This window comes from Pseudomonas azadiae (genome assembly GCF_019145355.1).
Lineage (GTDB): Bacteria > Pseudomonadota > Gammaproteobacteria > Pseudomonadales > Pseudomonadaceae > Aquipseudomonas > Aquipseudomonas azadiae.
In genome coordinates this window covers 3,028,936-3,048,038 of the sequence record NZ_JAHSTY010000001.1, presented here as the reverse complement: position 1 = coordinate 3,048,038, position 19,103 = coordinate 3,028,936, and the positions used below count along the sequence as shown (strand labels likewise).

Annotated in this window: 9 protein-coding genes, 2 tRNA genes and 4 rRNA genes; 6 read left to right on the top strand and 9 right to left on the bottom strand. The window is 56.2% G+C overall.

Going from position 1 to position 19,103, the window contains the following annotated elements; genetic code table 11:
- Positions 1-143 precede the first annotated feature (143 nt).
- Genes KVG91_RS13905 through KVG91_RS13890 form a run of 4 tightly spaced genes read left to right on the top strand, consistent with a single transcriptional unit; the run spans position 144 to position 5,697 of the window.
- A complete protein-coding gene (locus KVG91_RS13905) occupies positions 144-902 on the top strand; it encodes a DUF3050 domain-containing protein (RefSeq protein WP_169375118.1) in 759 nt (252 codons plus the stop codon).
- Complete coding sequence (locus tag KVG91_RS13900; RefSeq protein WP_169375120.1) at positions 899-1,855, top strand: diiron oxygenase; 957 nt, start codon at positions 899-901, stop codon at positions 1,853-1,855. The genes KVG91_RS13905 and KVG91_RS13900 overlap by 4 nt, the downstream gene beginning before the upstream one ends.
- Positions 1,843-5,220 (top strand): amino acid adenylation domain-containing protein, encoded by a 3,378-nt coding sequence (locus KVG91_RS13895; RefSeq protein WP_169375122.1) that lies wholly within the window; start codon positions 1,843-1,845, stop codon positions 5,218-5,220. The genes KVG91_RS13900 and KVG91_RS13895 overlap by 13 nt, the downstream gene beginning before the upstream one ends.
- 18 nt (positions 5,221-5,238) lie before the next feature.
- Positions 5,239-5,697 carry an SRPBCC family protein gene (locus tag KVG91_RS13890; RefSeq protein WP_169375124.1) on the top strand — a complete coding sequence of 153 codons (459 nt, stop codon included), beginning with the start codon at positions 5,239-5,241 and terminating at the stop codon, positions 5,695-5,697.
- 40 nt (positions 5,698-5,737) lie between these two features.
- Here KVG91_RS13890 and KVG91_RS13885 read toward each other — a convergent pair whose 3' ends face one another.
- The 9 genes from KVG91_RS13885 to KVG91_RS13845 all read right to left on the bottom strand — a co-directional run bounded on the left by KVG91_RS13885 (position 5,738) and on the right by KVG91_RS13845 (position 16,469).
- The gene (locus tag KVG91_RS13885; RefSeq protein WP_169375125.1) at positions 5,738-7,618 is read right to left on the bottom strand and encodes a methyl-accepting chemotaxis protein; all 1,881 of its coding nucleotides are present in this window, start codon (positions 7,616-7,618) and stop codon (positions 5,738-5,740) included.
- Between the two features lie 358 nt (positions 7,619-7,976).
- Positions 7,977-8,092: ribosomal RNA gene (rrf, locus tag KVG91_RS13880) — 5S ribosomal RNA — on the bottom strand.
- Between the two features lie 110 nt (positions 8,093-8,202).
- A 5S ribosomal RNA gene (gene rrf, locus KVG91_RS13875) occupies positions 8,203-8,318 on the bottom strand.
- A 157-nt stretch (positions 8,319-8,475) separates the two neighbouring features.
- Positions 8,476-11,367: ribosomal RNA gene (locus KVG91_RS13870) — 23S ribosomal RNA — on the bottom strand.
- Between the two features lie 236 nt (positions 11,368-11,603).
- Positions 11,604-11,679, bottom strand: a tRNA-Ala gene (locus KVG91_RS13865).
- Between the two features lie 10 nt (positions 11,680-11,689).
- Positions 11,690-11,766, bottom strand: a tRNA-Ile gene (locus tag KVG91_RS13860).
- Positions 11,767-11,888: 122 nt separating this feature from the next.
- Positions 11,889-13,425: ribosomal RNA gene (locus tag KVG91_RS13855) — 16S ribosomal RNA — on the bottom strand.
- Together the 16S, 23S and 5S rRNA genes with 2 tRNA genes alongside form the textbook arrangement of a ribosomal RNA operon.
- Positions 13,426-14,054: 629 nt before the next feature.
- Positions 14,055-15,275: a CaiB/BaiF CoA transferase family protein gene (locus KVG91_RS13850; protein WP_169377771.1), complete on the bottom strand. Its 1,221-nt coding sequence runs from the start codon at positions 15,273-15,275 to the stop codon at positions 14,055-14,057.
- Between the two features lie 12 nt (positions 15,276-15,287).
- A complete protein-coding gene (locus KVG91_RS13845; RefSeq protein ID WP_169377770.1) occupies positions 15,288-16,469 on the bottom strand; it encodes an acyl-CoA dehydrogenase in 1,182 nt (393 codons plus the stop codon).
- Positions 16,470-16,626: 157 nt separating this feature from the next.
- Here KVG91_RS13845 and KVG91_RS13840 point away from each other — a divergent pair, with 157 nt between their 5' ends.
- Entirely contained in the window at positions 16,627-17,535 is a 909-nt protein-coding gene (locus KVG91_RS13840; RefSeq protein WP_169377769.1) for a LysR family transcriptional regulator, read from the top strand.
- A gap of 443 nt (positions 17,536-17,978) precedes the next feature.
- A complete protein-coding gene (locus KVG91_RS13835) occupies positions 17,979-19,100 on the top strand; it encodes a Re/Si-specific NAD(P)(+) transhydrogenase subunit alpha (protein WP_169377768.1) in 1,122 nt (373 codons plus the stop codon).
- Positions 19,101-19,103 lie beyond the last annotated feature (3 nt).

Below are 19,103 nucleotides of genomic sequence, written 5' to 3'. Positions count from 1 at the left end.
TGAACCAGGCACTTCACTCGACGCTGCAGTCGTTTCAGGGATCGCCCCTGCGCGCCAGCGGCTGGTAGACACCTACTTACTTCTTGCCGACAAACACTTATCGCTGTCTTCACAGCAGACGCAACAACTTATAGGCACCAACCATGCATCAACTGTTACTTGAAACAGCAAAACTGCATTTATGCAGTCATCCGTTATTCCCAGAAATAACTTCCCTGCGCAAGTTACAACTTTTTATGGAGAGCCATGTATTTGCCGTCTGGGATTTCATGACCCTGGCCAAACGCCTGCAACGGGACCTGACCTGCACTCGTCTGCCTTGGCTGCCACCTGCCGACCCGCAGGCAGCACGCCTGATCAACGAGCTCGTGCTGGCTGAGGAATCAGACCTGCATCCGGAGCAGGGCTATTGCAGCCACTTCGAATTGTACCTGGAGGCCATGTCTGAAGTGGGCGCCAGTACCTTGCCTATCAACCGCTTTGTGGCGCTACAACGCCAAGGCGTGGAAGCAACTGCCGCCTTACGCGAGATCGAGGTGCTTCCCGGCGTGGCCCGCTTCGTCAACAGCACCTTGCACCTTGCGCTAAACGCGCCGACCCATTGTGTGGCGGCGGCCTTCCTGCACAGTCGCGAGCATGTCATCCCGGCGATGTTCACGCGCCTCCTGGACGCCGACGAACGGGTCCGTCGCCAGGCGCCAACCTTGTGTGCCTACCTCAAGCGGCACATAGAATTGGACGCCCAGGATCATGGGCCAGCAGCCGAACAGCTTCTGCAGCGCCTCGCCAGCGCAGACCCGGCGTACCCGCAAGAGGCCAACGATGCCGCCCTCTCTGCTGTGCAAGGGCGTATCAGGTTCTGGGATGAGGTTCGAACCTCGCTGCAAGCGGTGCACCCATGAACGCCGCCGACTACCAAACCATTGCCAATGACTGGGAGCGCCGCGCAACCGTCCGCACACGTCCTCGTCGCTTGCTGGAGGACGATGACAAGCTGATCTACCCGTTGTGTCGCCAGCCCTTGGTGCTCTGTGGAACATTCCTCGAACACTGTCCGCAGTGGCGCGACTTCGTGCTGGTGCAAAGCTTCTACAAATTCATCAATGACGTGGTGATATTCGAGACCGAGATCGTCGACAAGACCGCGCGCAGCATTGCCAAGAATCAGTTCTTGGTACCCTTCCCGCTTGCCTGCCGCATTGACGCGATGACCGTCGTCGTGGACGAGGACTACCACGCACTGGTTGCGCTGGATTTGCTGCAGCAAACCGTCGACATGACCGGCATACAACCGTTGGAACCGCCGCGGGAAATCGAACTGAGCCGTGCGCTGCCGGCGGCACAGGCACAGGCGCCAGAACGCTTGCGGGATGCGATCGCGCTGATTGGCGTGGCCATCGCCGAAAACACGGTGACCCACGATGTGGCTGCATTTTCCAAGGACACCAGCGTCAAGGCGTCCATCCGTGGCTTGATGGCCGACCACCTGTTTGATGAAGGCCGCCATGCACAGTTCTGGACACGGCTCGTACGTTTGTACTGGCAAGCCGCGAGCCGCGACGACCGCGATAGCATTGCCAGGGTGCTGCCCATTTTCCTGGCTCAGTACCTGACGAACGATCTGCAAAAAAGCTTCGACCAGCACTTGATCGAACACCTCGACATCAGTGCCAGCCTGCGCAATGCATTACGCGATGAAGTCGCGGCGCTGGCCTTTCCCATCACCCGGCAGCACCCATTGATGGGCAATATCCTCAGCTTCCTGCAACACAGCGGCTTGCTGCAAACGCCCAGCGTGGCGCAAGCGCTGGACGATTACCTGCCAGTGTCCCGGAGGGCGACATGCGGCGACTGACCATCGGATTTGACGGCGCCAGCAGCGCCTTGGGCGCCATCAGGCAGGAGCTGGAACAGTATGGACATGCCTCGGATGACGAGGGCATCGACCTGTGGATCGATGACGGTAACCAAGGAGCTCTGGATCACATCGGTCCCATTCCACGATTAAGCCTGCGCCTGGGTGTTGGCCCGGTAACCGACTGTGGGCTGCCCGCGCTGCAACTGCGTGCGTATGGGCCTGGGCGGCAGTTATTAGCAGTACTGGATATCGCCGACGAGCGCAGTGGCAATGGCCAACGCCTGTGCCGGCAGGTCACGCATGCGCTGGTGGAATGGGTCGCACTGCACGTCAGCGGATTCTCACGGGATCCTGAATATTTCTGCATGAGCGCCGCCGCCAATGAATGGCCCGAGCAGGGTTTGGGCGAGCTTGACGCGCTGGCGTTCGTGCATCGCTTCAACCGCACTGCAAACCCTGCTGTCATGCAGGAAGCCCAGGCACCCGTGATAGAACGCTTGCAGGCCAGCTTCCAGACCTTCGCCGACCGACCGGCGCTGAACATTGCCGGCAACCAAGTGCTTTATCGCCAATTGCAGCTTCACGCCATGGCGATCCAGCAGCGGCTGCAACCGTTGCTGGAGACTGCGCAGACACCAACGGTGGTCGGCGTATGCCTGGAAAAATCGACCGAGTTGTACGCCAGTATTCTTGCAGTGCTGGGCTGCGCAGCGGTGTATCTGCCGCTAGCCCCGGACCACCCTCCTCAGCGTCATCGGGTCATGCTTGAACACGCAGATGCGCGGGTATTGCTTGACGCCGGTCAGCATTCCTTGCGCGAGCGTTTCATTGCCCTGGATGTTCGCAGCGCTGATCCGCGCGGCGCCGACGTGACACGCCCACTGATGCGCCACCGCCCCGCAGCTGATGCACCCTGCATGACGCTCTACACCTCGGGTACCACCGGCCAACCCAAAGGGGTGTTGCTGAGCCAGGCTAACCTGGCACATTTTGCGGCCTGGTTCAGGTCCTGTATGGACATGGATGAACAGAGCCGCGTCCTGCAATTTTCACCGTTGAGCTTTGACTCGTCGCTGGTCGACATTTTTCCCGCACTGATAGCCGGCGCGGAATTGATCATCCCTGATGCAGCGCAACGACAAGACCCTCGGCAACTGCTCGGCCTGCTCCACCGGCAGCGCGTCACCCATGCGTTTCTACCGCCGGCCCTGCTGAGCATTCTGCCACCAGGACAACCGCTGGGCCTGAAGCACCTGCTGACCGGCGGTGATGTCTGCGAGCCCCATGTAATCGAACGCTTGGCAAAGCAGTGCCCCTTTCACAACCTCTATGGGCCCACGGAGGCCACGGTATTGGTCACCCATCGGACCCTGAGTCCCGGCGATAGCAACCGCAACCTCGGCCACCCCATCGCCAACAGCCAAGTGCTGATTCTCGATGACGACTTGCAGCCGGTGGACGAAGAGGTGATGGGTGAGGTTTATATCGTCGGGCCGGGGGTGAGCCTTGGGTATGTGAACGCTCCACGACAGGCCACCCCTGCGTTCGTGGAACTGGCCCTGCCAGGCGGCCAGTTCCTGCGGGCATACCGCAGTGGCGACCTGGCAAAGTGGACCGCCGACGGGATCGTACTGGGGGGGCGGCGTGATGATCAGGTGAAGATCCGAGGGTTTCGGGTTGAGCCTCAGGAAATTGAACAGCGCTTGCGTGAAAGTCGATTGTATCGCCAGGTGGCGGTGGTGATCGACCGAGAACGCAGGATTCGCGGCTATGTCGCCCAACCTGAACCGGGGGCCACCCTGGCAGCCCTGCAGCAACACGCGCGGCAGTGGCTGCCGGCCTATATGAGGCCCGGACTCTGGGATGTTTTGCCCTGCATGCCGTGTTCCAGCAACGGCAAAATCGATCGCGGGGCGTTGATGGCACTGCCGCTCTCGCCTATCGCGCAGGCTGACTGCTGCGCTGCACAAACGCCGCTTCACGTCCGGTTAACCCGTTTGTGGAGCGAAGTGCTGGCGCTGCCCGTAGCAAAAATATCCATCGATGAAAGCTTCTTCGATCTCGGCGGCCATTCGATTTTGCTATCTACCCTTTTGCTGCGTGTTCGCGAGCAATTCGGCCGAAGTTTCGCGCTAAGCCACTTCATTGAGGCGCCGACAATTCGCACCCTGGCGACCTTGGTGGAAGACGGCGAACGGCCCGATACGCGCTTCAGCCAGGCCGCTTGTGATGCTCAAAGAGAGTGGGTGTACGAGACGCTGCCGAATGAGCGCGCAGGCGATACGCACAGGGTGATCGTGACGGGAGCCAACAGTTTTATCGGCGTCCATATCGTCGAGGCGTTGCTCATCGGTGGCGCGACCCAGGTGGCATGTCTGGTACGTGCCAAACCCGGGCACTCGGCGATGGCGCGCTTTACCCAGGCGCTGCGCGAGTATCGCCTGGAGCATCTGGACCTGGGCAGGGTGCAGGTATTCACCGCCGATATCAGCCTGCCTCGCTTGGGTTTGGCCAGCGATGTTTATGACACGCTTGCCAAAGACTTTGGCGTGCTGATCCACAACGCAGCGCAGGTCAATCACGTGATGGACTACGCGTCACTGGCCAGGGACAACGTCGACCCCCTGCTCGAATGCCTGCGCCTGTGTGAGACACACTGCAAGAAGGTCTTCAACTTCATCTCGACGCTGTCCGCAGCAAGCAGCCTCGACACCCAGGGCTATGTTCTCGAAGCACACGCCGCAACCACGCTGCCGCTGTACATCAAGAATGGCTACAACCTGTCCAAGTGGGTCGCTGAACGGCAATTGGGACGTGCGGTGGAACACGGGGCCTGGGTGAACATCCTTCGCCCGGGCAATGTCAGCTTCAACAGCGTGACGGGCGTCTGCCAGCCTCAGAAAAATCGTCTGATGCTGATGCTCAAAGGATCATTGCAACTGGGTCTGCTGCCGCGACTGGCATTGAACTTCGACCTGATGCCGGTGGACTTTCTGGCTCGTTTCATCGCGTTCCACTGTGTCCGCTTTCAAGCCGACAGCAGTGTGTTCAACCTGCACAACCCACAACCTTTGAGCTGGGCCCGCTATCTGGATGCGTTCAGCCGAGCCGGTCACCGCTTCAGGCGGGTGAGCATCGCGCGGTGGCAACAGGCGCTACGAACGGTCAGCCGGGACAACGCTCTGTTTGGCGTGCTTGGTTTCTATCTCGGTCGCCTGGACGAAGATATCGGCGACACGTCGAGGATTCGCCACGAAAACGCGTGGCAGGGGGTCCGGCAGATGGGCGCACATTATCCTGAAAAAGATCCGCCGCTGTTGAGCAAAGGTTGCGACTACCTCAAGACCATTGGCTTTCTTTGAACGCCTCAGGACAACTTCATGAAACCGCTGCAACCCGATACGTTAATTCGAAACCCGAACGGCCTGCCGATAGTGGCGTCTGTCGTGGTCGACTGCCATGCCACGCGCCTGTGGAGCATGGTGGGTCAATTCGCAGGCTTCGATGTGTTCATTCCCGACCTGACGCACATCGACATGACCGGCACAGGTGTGGGTGCCTTGCGTACGAAGTTTTTCCGCGATGGCAACTGCGTCGTGGAGCAACTCAATAGCCGGGACGAGCAAGCCATGCACATGACCTGGACCACGATCTATAACACGCTGGGCGTGGCCAGGTTATGGGCCGCGATCCAGGTGCAATCGATTGGAGCGCAGTGCTCCAAAGTGACATGGACGATTATCGCGGAACCCACAGATGACGCAAACGCAGGGTTTAGACGGTTTGTGCAGGGCTTCGCCGATAGCGCCTTGGACAATGTCCGCCGCATGCTTGGCTGAGCGGCAGGAGCAAAGTGACTCGCTCCTGCCGCTCAGCGGGTCAGATTTTGAAACTATCGACCAGTTGCTTCAATCGATTGGCCTGTTGAGACAGCGCGTCGCAATCTTTCAGTGTTTCGTTAAGATTGGCTACGCCTTGCTGGTTCAGCAGGTTTATCTGGTTGATATCCACGTTGAGGGTTTCCACCACGGCGGTCTGTTCTTCAGTCGCTGCCGCGACGGACTGGTTCATGCCGTCGATCTCCACGATCCGCTGTGTCACGCTGACCAATCGCTCACCGGCCTGGTTTGCGACCTCTACGCTTTCTTCGCTGGAGGCCTGGCTGGCATTCATGGTGGTGACCGCTTCACGCGAGCCCACTTGCAGCGAAGTGATCATTTTGTGGATCTCTTCTGCCGACTCCTGGGTGCGGTGAGCCAGGTTGCGCACCTCGTCGGCGACCACCGCAAAACCGCGACCGGCCTCACCAGCGCGTGCCGCTTCGATGGCCGCATTGAGCGCCAGCAGGTTGGTTTGCTGGGAGATGCCTTTGATCACATCAAGAATGTGACCGATGTTGTCGGTGCTGGCGTTCAGGGTTTCGATCTGGGTGCAGGACAGGCTGATCTTCTGCGACAGCGCCGACATCGCGAGGATGGTCTGCTCGACCACTTTGCGCCCATCGTCGGCCTGCTCACTGGCACCGCTGGCGTGCTGTGAAGCATCGGCAGCGTTACGAGCGATCTCTTGGGTGGCGGCGCCCAGCTCGTTGATCGCTGCAGCCACACTGTTGGTGCGCGCGCTCTGCTCGTCCGAACCAATGATAGAAGCATTCGACGAGGCCATCACACGTTGGGACAAGTCATGCACCTGGCGGGTAGCCGAGGACACCTCTGAAATCGAAGCGTGGATGCGCTCCACGAATTGGTTGAACGCGCTACCAACCTCACCGAACTCGTCCCTGCTGGTGACAGCCAGGCGGCGGGTCAGGTCACCCTCGCCCTGAGCAATATCCTGCATGGCCACGCCCATGGTGGTGAGGGGCCGCAGTAGCACTTGAATCAGCAAGCTCAGGAGTACAGCGATCGCGACTACGGCGATCAGCATGGCGATCAGTGCTGAAGTACGGAACTTGCCCAGCGGCGCGTAAGCTTTGTCCTTATCAATTGACAGACCGATGTACCAATCTGCGCCAGGCAAGCCACTGATAGGGGTGAATGAAAGAATGCGGTCCTGGCCATTCAGAACGACGTCTTGATTGAGCCTCTCGATTTTTAACTGACTGCCAGGGTAAATGTCCTTGAGGTTTTTCATCACCTGGTCTTCCTCAGGACTGACGATGACCTGGCCGTCGCCGCTGACCAGGAACGCATGGCCAATACCGCCGAAGTCCACCGAGTTGATGATCTTGACCAAGGTCTGCAGGCTCAGGTCACCGCCGACTACGCCGAGCAGTTCCCCGTTCTTTTTCACCGGCATTGCGATGGTCACGATCTGCCCACCCACTGCGGCCATGTACGGAGGCGTAAGCATGGGCTTGTCTGCAGCTACTGCTTGCTTGTACCAGGGACGCTGACGTGGGTCATAACCATCGGGCATCTTTGCGTCCGGACGTTGCGTGAACACACCGTTGGTCTGGCCCACATAAGTGAACTGAAAGTTCGAGGTGAACGCGGATTGATCAACCAAGCCCGGTAGATCAGCGCCATTGCCTTGGTGGGCGATGTTTTGGGTGAGACTTTCGAGCACCAATATTCGGCCACTGAGCCAGTTCTGGACGCTGCTGGCGGTGAGCTCGCCGGATTGCTGGATGGACGACTCCAGGTTCTGCTTGATGGTGCTGCGCTGCAGATAATCGTTGTAAAGGGTAAACAACGCGAAGGCTAGAACCACGACGCCTGACGCGGCTAACAAGATTTTATGGCTGAACTTGAGATTCATATCATCGACTTCTTTTTGCCAAAGGGGGTGAGCGTGCCGAGTGGAACATTCCGTGTAAGGTTTTTAGGCAGCTTCTCTGGCCGCTCTAATTCGGTGCACGCATGGCTCTTCAGGCTTTCGGCCAAACTTTGGCAAAACTTAGGGGTTTGTGGGACATATGATGTTTTTACGCAGTAAACCGACCGGTGGTTGTCTTACCAGAACCGGCTTAGCGGGGCAAATACCTTGTGTGGCGCATTTCGCTACAACGGGTTCACAGCAAGGTCACAACAAAGGTGGGGACGCGTCACTGGAGGTTTCGCCGATCTAAACGACAAAACCCCTATCTGCGTTAGCAGACAGGGGTTCTGAAATTTAATCTTGACGATGACCTACTCTCACATGGGGAAACCCCACACTACCATCGGCGATGCATCGTTTCACTACTGAGTTCGGGATGGGATCAGGTGGTTCCAATGCTCTATGGTCGTCAAGAAATTCTGTTTACCAGACCGTCGTTTAAATAACAGGCCGGCGAAAATTCATGGACTTCTACATAAACAAAACCCCTGTTTGCGCTAGCAAACAGGGGTTTTGGAATTTAATCTTGACGATGACCTACTCTCACATGGGGAAACCCCACACTACCATCGGCGATGCATCGTTTCACTGCTGAGTTCGGGATGGGATCAGGTGGTTCCAATGCTCTATGGTCGTCAAGAAATTCGGGTACTGAGTCGTGGCCAGATGGCCTCGCTTCAGCAAATTGGGTATGTGACAGCTTTCGGTGTTTTGTGAGCGTCGAACTTTCGGTTCATCTCGTCTTCACACACCGCAATCTGATGCTCGTTAGAGTCGTCAAATTGCTTGGGTGTTATATGGTCAAGCCTCACGGGCAATTAGTATTGGTTAGCTCAACGCCTCACAGCGCTTACACACCCAACCTATCAACGTCGTAGTCTTCGACGGCCCTTCAGGGAACTCAAGGTTCCAGTGAGATCTCATCTTGAGGCTAGTTTCCCGCTTAGATGCTTTCAGCGGTTATCTATTCCGAACATAGCTACCCGGCAATGCCACTGGCGTGACAACCGGAACACCAGAGGTTCGTCCACTCCGGTCCTCTCGTACTAGGAGCAGCCCCTCTCAAATCTCAAACGTCCACGGCAGATAGGGACCGAACTGTCTCACGACGTTCTAAACCCAGCTCGCGTACCACTTTAAATGGCGAACAGCCATACCCTTGGGACCGGCTTCAGCCCCAGGATGTGATGAGCCGACATCGAGGTGCCAAACACCGCCGTCGATATGAACTCTTGGGCGGTATCAGCCTGTTATCCCCGGAGTACCTTTTATCCGTTGAGCGATGGCCCTTCCATACAGAACCACCGGATCACTAAGACCTACTTTCGTACCTGCTCGACGTGTCTGTCTCGCAGTCAAGCGCGCTTTTGCCTTTATACTCTACGACCGATTTCCGACCGGTCTGAGCGCACCTTCGTACTCCTCCGTTACTCTTTAGGAGGAGACCGCCCCAGTCAAACTACCCACCATACACTGTCCTCGATCCGGATAACGGACCTGAGTTAGAACCTCAAAGTTGCCAGGGTGGTATTTCAAGGTTGGCTCCACGCGAACTGGCGTCCACGCTTCAAAGCCTCCCACCTATCCTACACAAGCAAATTCAAAGTCCAGTGCAAAGCTATAGTAAAGGTTCACGGGGTCTTTCCGTCTAGCCGCGGATACACTGCATCTTCACAGCGATTTCAATTTCACTGAGTCTCGGGTGGAGACAGCGCCGCCATCGTTACGCCATTCGTGCAGGTCGGAACTTACCCGACAAGGAATTTCGCTACCTTAGGACCGTTATAGTTACGGCCGCCGTTTACCGGGGCTTCGATCAAGAGCTTCGCGTTAGCTAACCCCATCAATTAACCTTCCGGCACCGGGCAGGCGTCACACCCTATACGTCCACTTTCGTGTTTGCAGAGTGCTGTGTTTTTAATAAACAGTCGCAGCGGCCTGGTATCTTCGACCGGCATGAGCTTACGGAGCAAGTCCTTCACCCTCACCGGCGCACCTTCTCCCGAAGTTACGGTGCCATTTTGCCTAGTTCCTTCACCCGAGTTCTCTCAAGCGCCTTGGTATTCTCTACCCAACCACCTGTGTCGGTTTGGGGTACGGTTCCTGGTTACCTGAAGCTTAGAAGCTTTTCTTGGAAGCATGGCATCAACCACTTCGTCGTCTAAAAGACGACTCGTCATCAGCTCTCGGCCTTAAGATCCCGGATTTACCTAAGATCTCAGCCTACCACCTTAAACTTGGACAACCAACGCCAAGCTGGCCTAGCCTTCTCCGTCCCTCCATCGCAATAACCAGAAGTACAGGAATATTAACCTGTTTTCCATCGACTACGCTTTTCAGCCTCGCCTTAGGGACCGACTAACCCTGCGTCGATTAACGTTGCGCAGGAAACCTTGGTCTTTCGGCGTGGGTGTTTTTCACACCCATTGTCGTTACTCATGTCAGCATTCGCACTTCTGATACCTCCAGCAAGCTTCTCAACTCACCTTCACAGGCTTACAGAACGCTCCTCTACCGCATCACTTGCGTGATACCCGTAGCTTCGGTGTATGGTTTGAGCCCCGTTACATCTTCCGCGCAGGCCGACTCGACTAGTGAGCTATTACGCTTTCTTTAAAGGGTGGCTGCTTCTAAGCCAACCTCCTAGCTGTCTAAGCCTTCCCACATCGTTTCCCACTTAACCATAACTTTGGGACCTTAGCTGACGGTCTGGGTTGTTTCCCTTTTCACGACGGACGTTAGCACCCGCCGTGTGTCTCCCATGCTCGGCACTTGTAGGTATTCGGAGTTTGCATCGGTTTGGTAAGTCGGGATGACCCCCTAGCCGAAACAGTGCTCTACCCCCTACAGTGATACATGAGGCGCTACCTAAATAGCTTTCGAGGAGAACCAGCTATCTCCGAGCTTGATTAGCCTTTCACTCCGATCCACAGGTCATCCGCTAACTTTTCAACGGTAGTCGGTTCGGTCCTCCAGTTAGTGTTACCCAACCTTCAACCTGCCCATGGATAGATCGCCCGGTTTCGGGTCTATTCCCAGCGACTAGACGCCCTATTAAGACTCGCTTTCGCTACGCCTCCCCTATTCGGTTAAGCTCGCCACTGAAAATAAGTCGCTGACCCATTATACAAAAGGTACGCAGTCACCCAACAAAGTGGGCTCCCACTGCTTGTACGCATACGGTTTCAGGATCTATTTCACTCCCCTCTCCGGGGTTCTTTTCGCCTTTCCCTCACGGTACTAGTTCACTATCGGTCAGTCAGTAGTATTTAGCCTTGGAGGATGGTCCCCCCATATTCAGACAAAGTTTCTCGTGCTCCGTCCTACTCGATTTCATGACTAAGAGATTTTCGCGTACAGGGCTATCACCCACTATGGCCGCACTTTCCAGAGCGTTCCGCTAATCTCAAAGCCACTTAAGGGCTAGTCCCCGTTCGCTCGCCACTACTAAGGGAATCTCGGTTGATTTCTTTTCCTCAGGGTACTTAGATGTTTCAGTTCCCCTGGTTCGCTCCATACACCTATGTATTCAGTGTAAGGTAACCATCTTATGATGGCTGGGTTCCCCCATTCAGACATCTCCGGATCAAAGTCTGTTTGCCGACTCCCCGAAGCTTTTCGCAGGCTACCACGTCTTTCATCGCCTCTGACTGCCAAGGCATCCACCGTATGCGCTTCTTCACTTGACCATATAACCCCAAGCAATCTGGTTATACTGTGAAGACAACATTCGCCGAAAATTCGAATTTCTCGTTAAGAGAACTCACAAATTTTACCTTAGCCTGATCCGTTACCAGTGAAAGTAACGTTCAGTCTATCTTTCTATCACATACCCAAATTTTTAAAGAACGATCTAATCAAAGACTAGAAATCAATATTCACTTCAGAATATTCATTTCTAAACTCTAACAGCAGAAGCAGTTAATGGTGGAGCCAAACGGGATCGAACCGTTGACCTCCTGCGTGCAAGGCAGGCGCTCTCCCAGCTGAGCTATGGCCCCATAACAAAATTGGTGGGTCTGGGCAGATTCGAACTGCCGACCTCACCCTTATCAGGGGTGCGCTCTAACCAACTGAGCTACAGACCCAATTTCGAGCGCAACTGATTAGCTTTGAGCTATCAGCTTGGAGCTTAAAGCTGCTTCTATCGTCTTCTTCAATGAATCAAGCAATTCGTGTGGGAACTTATGGAGCAGCTGATGTCGTCGATTAAGGAGGTGATCCAGCCGCAGGTTCCCCTACGGCTACCTTGTTACGACTTCACCCCAGTCATGAATCACACCGTGGTAACCGTCCTCCCGAAGGTTAGACTAGCTACTTCTGGTGCAACCCACTCCCATGGTGTGACGGGCGGTGTGTACAAGGCCCGGGAACGTATTCACCGCGACATTCTGATTCGCGATTACTAGCGATTCCGACTTCACGCAGTCGAGTTGCAGACTGCGATCCGGACTACGATCGGTTTTGTGGGATTAGCTCCACCTCGCGGCTTGGCAACCCTCTGTACCGACCATTGTAGCACGTGTGTAGCCCAGGCCGTAAGGGCCATGATGACTTGACGTCATCCCCACCTTCCTCCGGTTTGTCACCGGCAGTCTCCTTAGAGTGCCCACCATGACGTGCTGGTAACTAAGGACAAGGGTTGCGCTCGTTACGGGACTTAACCCAACATCTCACGACACGAGCTGACGACAGCCATGCAGCACCTGTCTCAATGTTCCCGAAGGCACCAATCCATCTCTGGAAAGTTCATTGGATGTCAAGGCCTGGTAAGGTTCTTCGCGTTGCTTCGAATTAAACCACATGCTCCACCGCTTGTGCGGGCCCCCGTCAATTCATTTGAGTTTTAACCTTGCGGCCGTACTCCCCAGGCGGTCAACTTAATGCGTTAGCTGCGCCACTAAGAGCTCAAGGCTCCCAACGGCTAGTTGACATCGTTTACGGCGTGGACTACCAGGGTATCTAATCCTGTTTGCTCCCCACGCTTTCGCACCTCAGTGTCAGTGTTGGTCCAGGTGGTCGCCTTCGCCACTGGTGTTCCTTCCTATATCTACGCATTTCACCGCTACACAGGAAATTCCACCACCCTCTACCACACTCTAGTCAGTCAGTTTTGAATGCAGTTCCCAGGTTGAGCCCGGGGATTTCACATCCAACTTAACAAACCACCTACGCGCGCTTTACGCCCAGTAATTCCGATTAACGCTTGCACCCTCTGTATTACCGCGGCTGCTGGCACAGAGTTAGCCGGTGCTTATTCTGTCGGTAACGTCAAAATTGCAGAGTATTAATCTACAACCCTTCCTCCCAACTTAAAGTGCTTTACAATCCGAAGACCTTCTTCACACACGCGGCATGGCTGGATCAGGCTTTCGCCCATTGTCCAATATTCCCCACTGCTGCCTCCCGTAGGAGTCTGGACCGTGTCTCAGTTCCAGTGTGACTGATCATCCTCTCAGACCAGTTACGGATCGTTGCCTTGGTGAGCCATTACCTCACCAACTAGCTAATCCGACCTAGGCTCATCTGATAGCGCAAGGCCCGAAGGTCCCCTGCTTTCTCCCGTAGGACGTATGCGGTATTAGCGTCCGTTTCCGAACGTTATCCCCCACTACCAGGCAGATTCCTAGGCATTACTCACCCGTCCGCCGCTCTCAAGAGAAGCAAGCTTCTCTCTACCGCTCGACTTGCATGTGTTAGGCCTGCCGCCAGCGTTCAATCTGAGCCATGATCAAACTCTTCAGTTCAAACATCTTTGGGTTTTTAAGAAACCCTAAACTTGGCTCAGCAATCGTTGGTTACATCTTTGATTTCTCGCGGAGTAACTTGTGATGCTGATAATCTTGTTGACTATCAGTCTGACCCCACAAGCACCCACACGAATTGCTTGATTCAGTTGTTAAAGAGCGGTTGGTTAAGATCTTTCACCTCAACCGAGGCGCGCATTCTACAGCAGCCTCATTTGCTGTCAAGTGATTATTTTCAGAAGTTTTCGAAGAATTCTTCAACAACTTCAACCACTTGCGCTTCCGATCTCTCGTTAGCGGGAGGCGAATTCTACAGCGTTACGCGCTGCTGTCAACACCTCTTTTTCTCCGCTTTCGACCGAGAAGATCGAAACGTTAATAGAGCCAAACAACACCGCTCTACCAACTCCTTCCAGGCTTCGATGAACTGAAGCATGCCGCTGTCGAATCTCGCATAACTCTTTGTTTACCAAGGAGTTTTCCGTTTCGACTGCGCCGGAAGTGGGGCGAATTATAGACTTCCAGGATCTGGCGTCAACCCTTAATTTTGCTTTCTCTATCAACTAGTTGGAATTGATTAAAAAACCACCAACACGCCATTGAAACGCCGTCTATATAGAAGAGAACACTCAGATAACCCCCAACGCCCTCAAAGACGCCACGTTAATTGACCCCAACCCCAGCACTTCCTGCAGCACTTGAGCCGTATGCTCCCCCAATAGGGGAGGAGCACTGCGGTATTCCACCGGCGTCTTGGATAACCGTATAGGACTGGCCACTTGCGGCACCATTCCCGCCAGCGGATGCGGCAGCGCCATCGCCAACCCGCGCGCCTTGACCTGAGGATCGGCAAACACCTGCGACAGGTCGTTGATAGGCCCACAAGGCACGCCGACCCGCTCCAGCTGCGACACCCACTCAGCGGTGGTCTTGAAGACCGTAGCCTGGCGAATCAATGGAATCAGCGCCGCCCGATTCGCCACCCGCACCTTATTAGTAGAGAAGCGCGGATCATCCGCCCACTGTGGCTGCCCAGCCACTTCAGCGAACTTGCGGAACTGGCTGTCATTACCCACCGTCAGGATGAAGTCACCATCGGCAGTAGGAAAATCCTGATAAGGCACGATATTCGGATGAGCATTCCCCAGGCGCTTCGGCGAATCCCCCGTCGTCAGGTAATTCATCGCCTGGTTCGCCAGGCAGGCCACCTGCACATCCAGCAACGCCATATCGATATGCTGCCCACCGCCGTCATGGTCCCGATGAGCCAGTGCCGCGAGTATTGCCACGGTCGAATAGAGCCCTGTAAGAATATCAGTCAGCGCCACGCCAACCTTTACCGGCCCAGCGCCGTCGTTACCCTCGGGCCGGCCGGTCAGACTCATAAGGCCGCCCAGCCCCTGAATCATGAAGTCATAACCCGCACGTGCCGCATAGGGCCCCGTCTGACCGAAGCCTGTAATCGAGCAGTAAATCAGCTCCGGATTAATCTCCTTGAGCGACTCATAGTCCAGCCCATACGCCGCAAGACCACCCACCTTGAAATTCTCGATCAGAATGTCCGACTTGGCCGCCAAGTCGCGCACCAGTGCCTGCCCTTCCGGCCGCGTGAAGTCGATAGTCACCGACTGCTTGTTACGATTGGCCGAGAGGTAATACGCCGCCTCACTGGTGTTTTCGCCATAGGCATCCTTAAGGAAGGGCGGCCCCCATGCGCGCGTATCATCACCACTCCCCGGACGTTCAACCTTGATCACCTCAGCCCCGAGGTCCGCGAGAATCTGCCCGGACCAGGGGCCCGCAAGTACTCGCGATAAATCCAGTACCCGCAGATGCGAAAGCGCGCCCATGCCGTGCTCCTATTAATAGAACGCCTGAAGACCGGTTTGCGCACGCCCAAGGATCAGGGCATGCACGTCATGCGTACCTTCGTAGGTATTCACCACCTCCAGGTTGACCAGGTGACGCGCCACACCGAACTCGTCGGAAATACCGTTGCCGCCCAACATGTCGCGCGCCATGCGTGCGATATCCAGGGACTTGCCACACGAGTTGCGCTTCATGATCGAGGTGATCTCAACCGCCGCAGTCCCTTCGTCTTTCATGCGCCCCAGACGCAGGCAGCCTTGCAGTGCCAGGGTGATCTCGGTCTGCATGTCGGCCAGCTTCTTCTGGATCAGCTGAGTCGCCGCCAGCGGACGGCCGAACTGCTGGCGGTCAAGGGTGTACTGGCGAGCGGTATGCCAGCAGAACTCAGCGGCACCCAACGCTCCCCACGAAATACCATAACGCGCAGAGTTGAGGCAGGTGAAAGGCCCCTTCAAACCACGCACGTCCGGGAAAATGTTCTCTTCGGGCACGAATACGTTATCCATGACGATCTCGCCAGTAATGGAGGCGCGCAGCCCGACCTTGCCGTGAATCGCCGGCGCGCTGAGACCTTTCCAGCCTTTCTCCAGGACAAAGCCACGGATATCGCCAGCATCGTCCTTGCCCCATACCACGAACACATCCGCGATCGGGCTATTGGTGATCCACATCTTCGCGCCTGTCAGGCTGTAGCCACCCTCGACTTTGCGAGCACGGGTAATCATCGCCCCCGGGTCGGAACCATGATTGGGCTCGGTCAGGCCGAAACACCCGATCCATTCACCAGATGCCAGCTTCGGCAGGTACTTCTGTTTCTGCGCCTCAGTGCCAAACTCGTTGATCGGCACCATGACCAGTGACGATTGCACGCTCATCATCGAGCGATAGCCGGAATCGACACGCTCCACTTCGCGCGCAATCAGCCCATAGCTGACGTAGTTCAAGCCGCTGCCACCGTACTGCTCGGGAATCATTGCACCGAGTAAACCGGTCTCGCCCATCTCACGAAAAATGGCGGGGTCAGTCTGTTCATGGCGAAAGGCTTCGAGCACACGCGGCGCCAGCTTGTCCCGGGCAAATTGCTCAGCGCTGTCGCGCACCATGCGTTCTTCTTCGGTGAGCTGTTGATCCAGCAGCAGTGGGTCAATCCAGTTGAAGCTTGCCTTGCCAGCCATGAATAAGTCCTCGCGGAAAAAATCGGAAGTCGTGAAAGCAGCCTAGGCCCGTCAGTCGCAGAGGGCAAACGAGGTTTGCGCATAGGGTTGTGCTAATTTCTCACTTCGTAACGTCCAAAAAGGGCGCACAGGCGCTTTATAAGTGAGGACACGGTATATGCGTAGAAAAATTCCCAGTACCACCGCCCTCGTCAGTTTTGAAGCCGCAGCCCGCCACGAGAGCTTTACAAAGGCCGCGCATGAGCTTTCGATCACTCAAGGCGCCATCTGTCGACAGATCGCCAGCCTTGAAGAGTTTTTAAGTGTCGAGCTGTTTCGGCGCTCAAGGCGCGGGGTGAAGCTGACGGAAGCGGGGCTGTCCTACAGCCGTCGCGTCGCCACGCAACTGGACGCGGTGGAGCGCGACACGCTGTCCGTCATGGGACAGCAAGGCGCCAACACCATCGAATTGGCCGTGGTCCCCACGTTCGGCACTCAGTGGTTAATACCTCGCCTCAAGGATTTCCAGCGCCAACATCCGCAAGTCACCGTCAACCTGACCAACCGCACACGCCCGTTTCTGTTTGCCGACACGGAGTTCGACGCAGCGATCTACTTCGGCGATGCCGATTGGTCCGGCACCGAATCACACCGGCTGATGGGAGAGAACCCCGTGCCCGTATGCAGCCCTCGGCTCTTGGGCAGCGCAACCCAGTTCAGCCCTCGACAGATCGCAGAGCTGCCCCTGCTGCAGCAGACCACTCGACCTTACGCGTGGCGCCAATGGTTCAATGCCCAACAGCTGACCGTACCTCGCGACATGACAGGACCGCGTTACGAGCTATTCTCGATGTTGTCCCAGGCAGCGATGCATGACATGGGGATTGCGCTGATCCCCCCATTCTTCATCCAGCGCGAACTGGAGGAGCATCAATTGGTGATCGCGTGCACTGAGCCACTGACCAGCGCCAAGGCTTACTACCTGATGATTCCCGACAAGAAAGTCGAATCAGTCTCGCTGCAGGCATTCAGGGACTGGCTGATCGATCAGTCACAGCGCTACAGCACCAATATTCCTGGGCTCTAACCAAGCTTATGACTTTGTAGTCAGTTAATTGAGAATCCTACAGATGTACGTATATGTCGCATTTGAACAGACTGTATCTGTCGTTCATTAAAATAGCTCAAGGCCATGCACCACATGGCTTTGAGCGACTATTACGAGCCAATGAGCGACCATTCATGGCGACCATGGGAAACTGCTAAAAAAACACAATAAAGCCTGTAAGCGACTGTATTTAAATCAGTTATCCCGACCAATTGCGACAATCAGTCACATGATGACTTGTAGTTAATTTTTCGTCACGCGTCATAATCCCTTGAAGGCCGTAAAGTTCGCCTGCAAAATGCCGCGCCCCGCTGTCATTTCAGCGGGATCGTGCTGATCGGCCGCCCCAGCTGCGCCACTTGTGGCGCACTGGCCTTTTTACAAAAAGATCAAAAGCAAAAAGATCATGCAGGAGATTTGACGTGCACATTGGTGTTCCTCTCGAAACCCAGACCGGTGAAACGCGGGTGGCTGCCACCCCGGAAACCATCAAGAAGCTGATCGGCCAGGGCCACAAGGTCACTGTACAAAGCGGAGCCGGCATCCAGGCCAGCATCGTCGACAGTGCCTATGAAACGGCAGGCGCGACCCTTGGCAGCGCCAACGATGCGTTTGGCGCCGAGCTTGTTCTCAAGGTGGTTGCCCCCAGCGACAGCGAACTTGCGCTGATCAAAAGCGGCACCGTATTGGTGGGCATGCTCAATCCGTTCAGCAACGAAACCATTGCCAAACTCGCTGAGCGCGGTATTACCGCCTTCGCCCTCGAGGCTGCACCGCGCACTTCGCGGGCTCAGAGCCTCGATGTGCTGTCTTCCCAAGCCAACATCGCCGGCTATAAGGCCGTGCTGCTCGCCGCTCATCACTATCCGCGCTTCATGCCGATGCTGATGACCGCCGCAGGCACCGTCAAAGCGGCGCGCGTGCTGATCCTCGGCGCCGGTGTCGCAGGCCTGCAGGCCATCGCCACAGCGAAACGCCTGGGTGCGGTAATCGAAGCGTCTGACGTACGCCCGGCGGTCAAGGAGCAGATCGAATCCCTCGGCGCCAAGTTTGTCGACGTGCCTTACGAGACCGACGAAGAACGTGAATGCGCCGTCGGTGTCGGTGGCTACGCCCGCCCAATGCCGACCAGCTGGATGCAGCGCCAGGCGCTGGCCGTGCACGAACGTGCCAGGCAAGCCGATATCGTCATCACCACCGCGCTGATTCCTGGCCGCAGGGCACCCACCCTGCTGAGCGCCGAGACCGTCGCACAGATGAAGCCGGGCTCGGTGGTCATCGACCTTGCCGCAGCACAAGGCGGCAACTGCCCGCTGACCGTCGCCGATCAAGTGGTAGTGCAGAACGGCGTGATCATTTGCGGCCCGACCAACCTGGCCGGGGCCGTAGCCGCCGATGCTTCTGCTTTATACGCACGCAACCTGCTGGACTTCCTGAAGCTGGTCTTCAACAAGGATGGGCAGTTTGAAATCAACCTCGAAGACGACATCGTCGCCGCGTGCCTGATGTGCCGCGACGGCCAAGTCATCCGCAAAAACGCCTAAGCA

What these genes read in the sequence shown, in the direction of transcription:
- KVG91_RS13905 (WP_169375118.1), top strand. Translation starts at nt 144, where the DNA reads ATGCATCAACTGTTACTTGAAACAGCAAAACTGCATTTATGCAGTCAT.
- KVG91_RS13900 (WP_169375120.1), top strand. Translation starts at nt 899, where the DNA reads ATGAACGCCGCCGACTACCAAACCATTGCCAATGACTGGGAGCGCCGC.
- KVG91_RS13895 (WP_169375122.1), top strand. Translation starts at nt 1,843, where the DNA reads ATGCGGCGACTGACCATCGGATTTGACGGCGCCAGCAGCGCCTTGGGC.
- KVG91_RS13890 (WP_169375124.1), top strand. Translation starts at nt 5,239, where the DNA reads ATGAAACCGCTGCAACCCGATACGTTAATTCGAAACCCGAACGGCCTG.
- KVG91_RS13885 (WP_169375125.1), bottom strand. Translation starts at nt 7,618, where the DNA reads ATGAATCTCAAGTTCAGCCATAAAATCTTGTTAGCCGCGTCAGGCGTC.
- KVG91_RS13850 (WP_169377771.1), bottom strand. Translation starts at nt 15,275, where the DNA reads ATGGGCGCGCTTTCGCATCTGCGGGTACTGGATTTATCGCGAGTACTT.
- KVG91_RS13845 (WP_169377770.1), bottom strand. Translation starts at nt 16,469, where the DNA reads ATGGCTGGCAAGGCAAGCTTCAACTGGATTGACCCACTGCTGCTGGAT.
- KVG91_RS13840 (WP_169377769.1), top strand. Translation starts at nt 16,627, where the DNA reads ATGCGTAGAAAAATTCCCAGTACCACCGCCCTCGTCAGTTTTGAAGCC.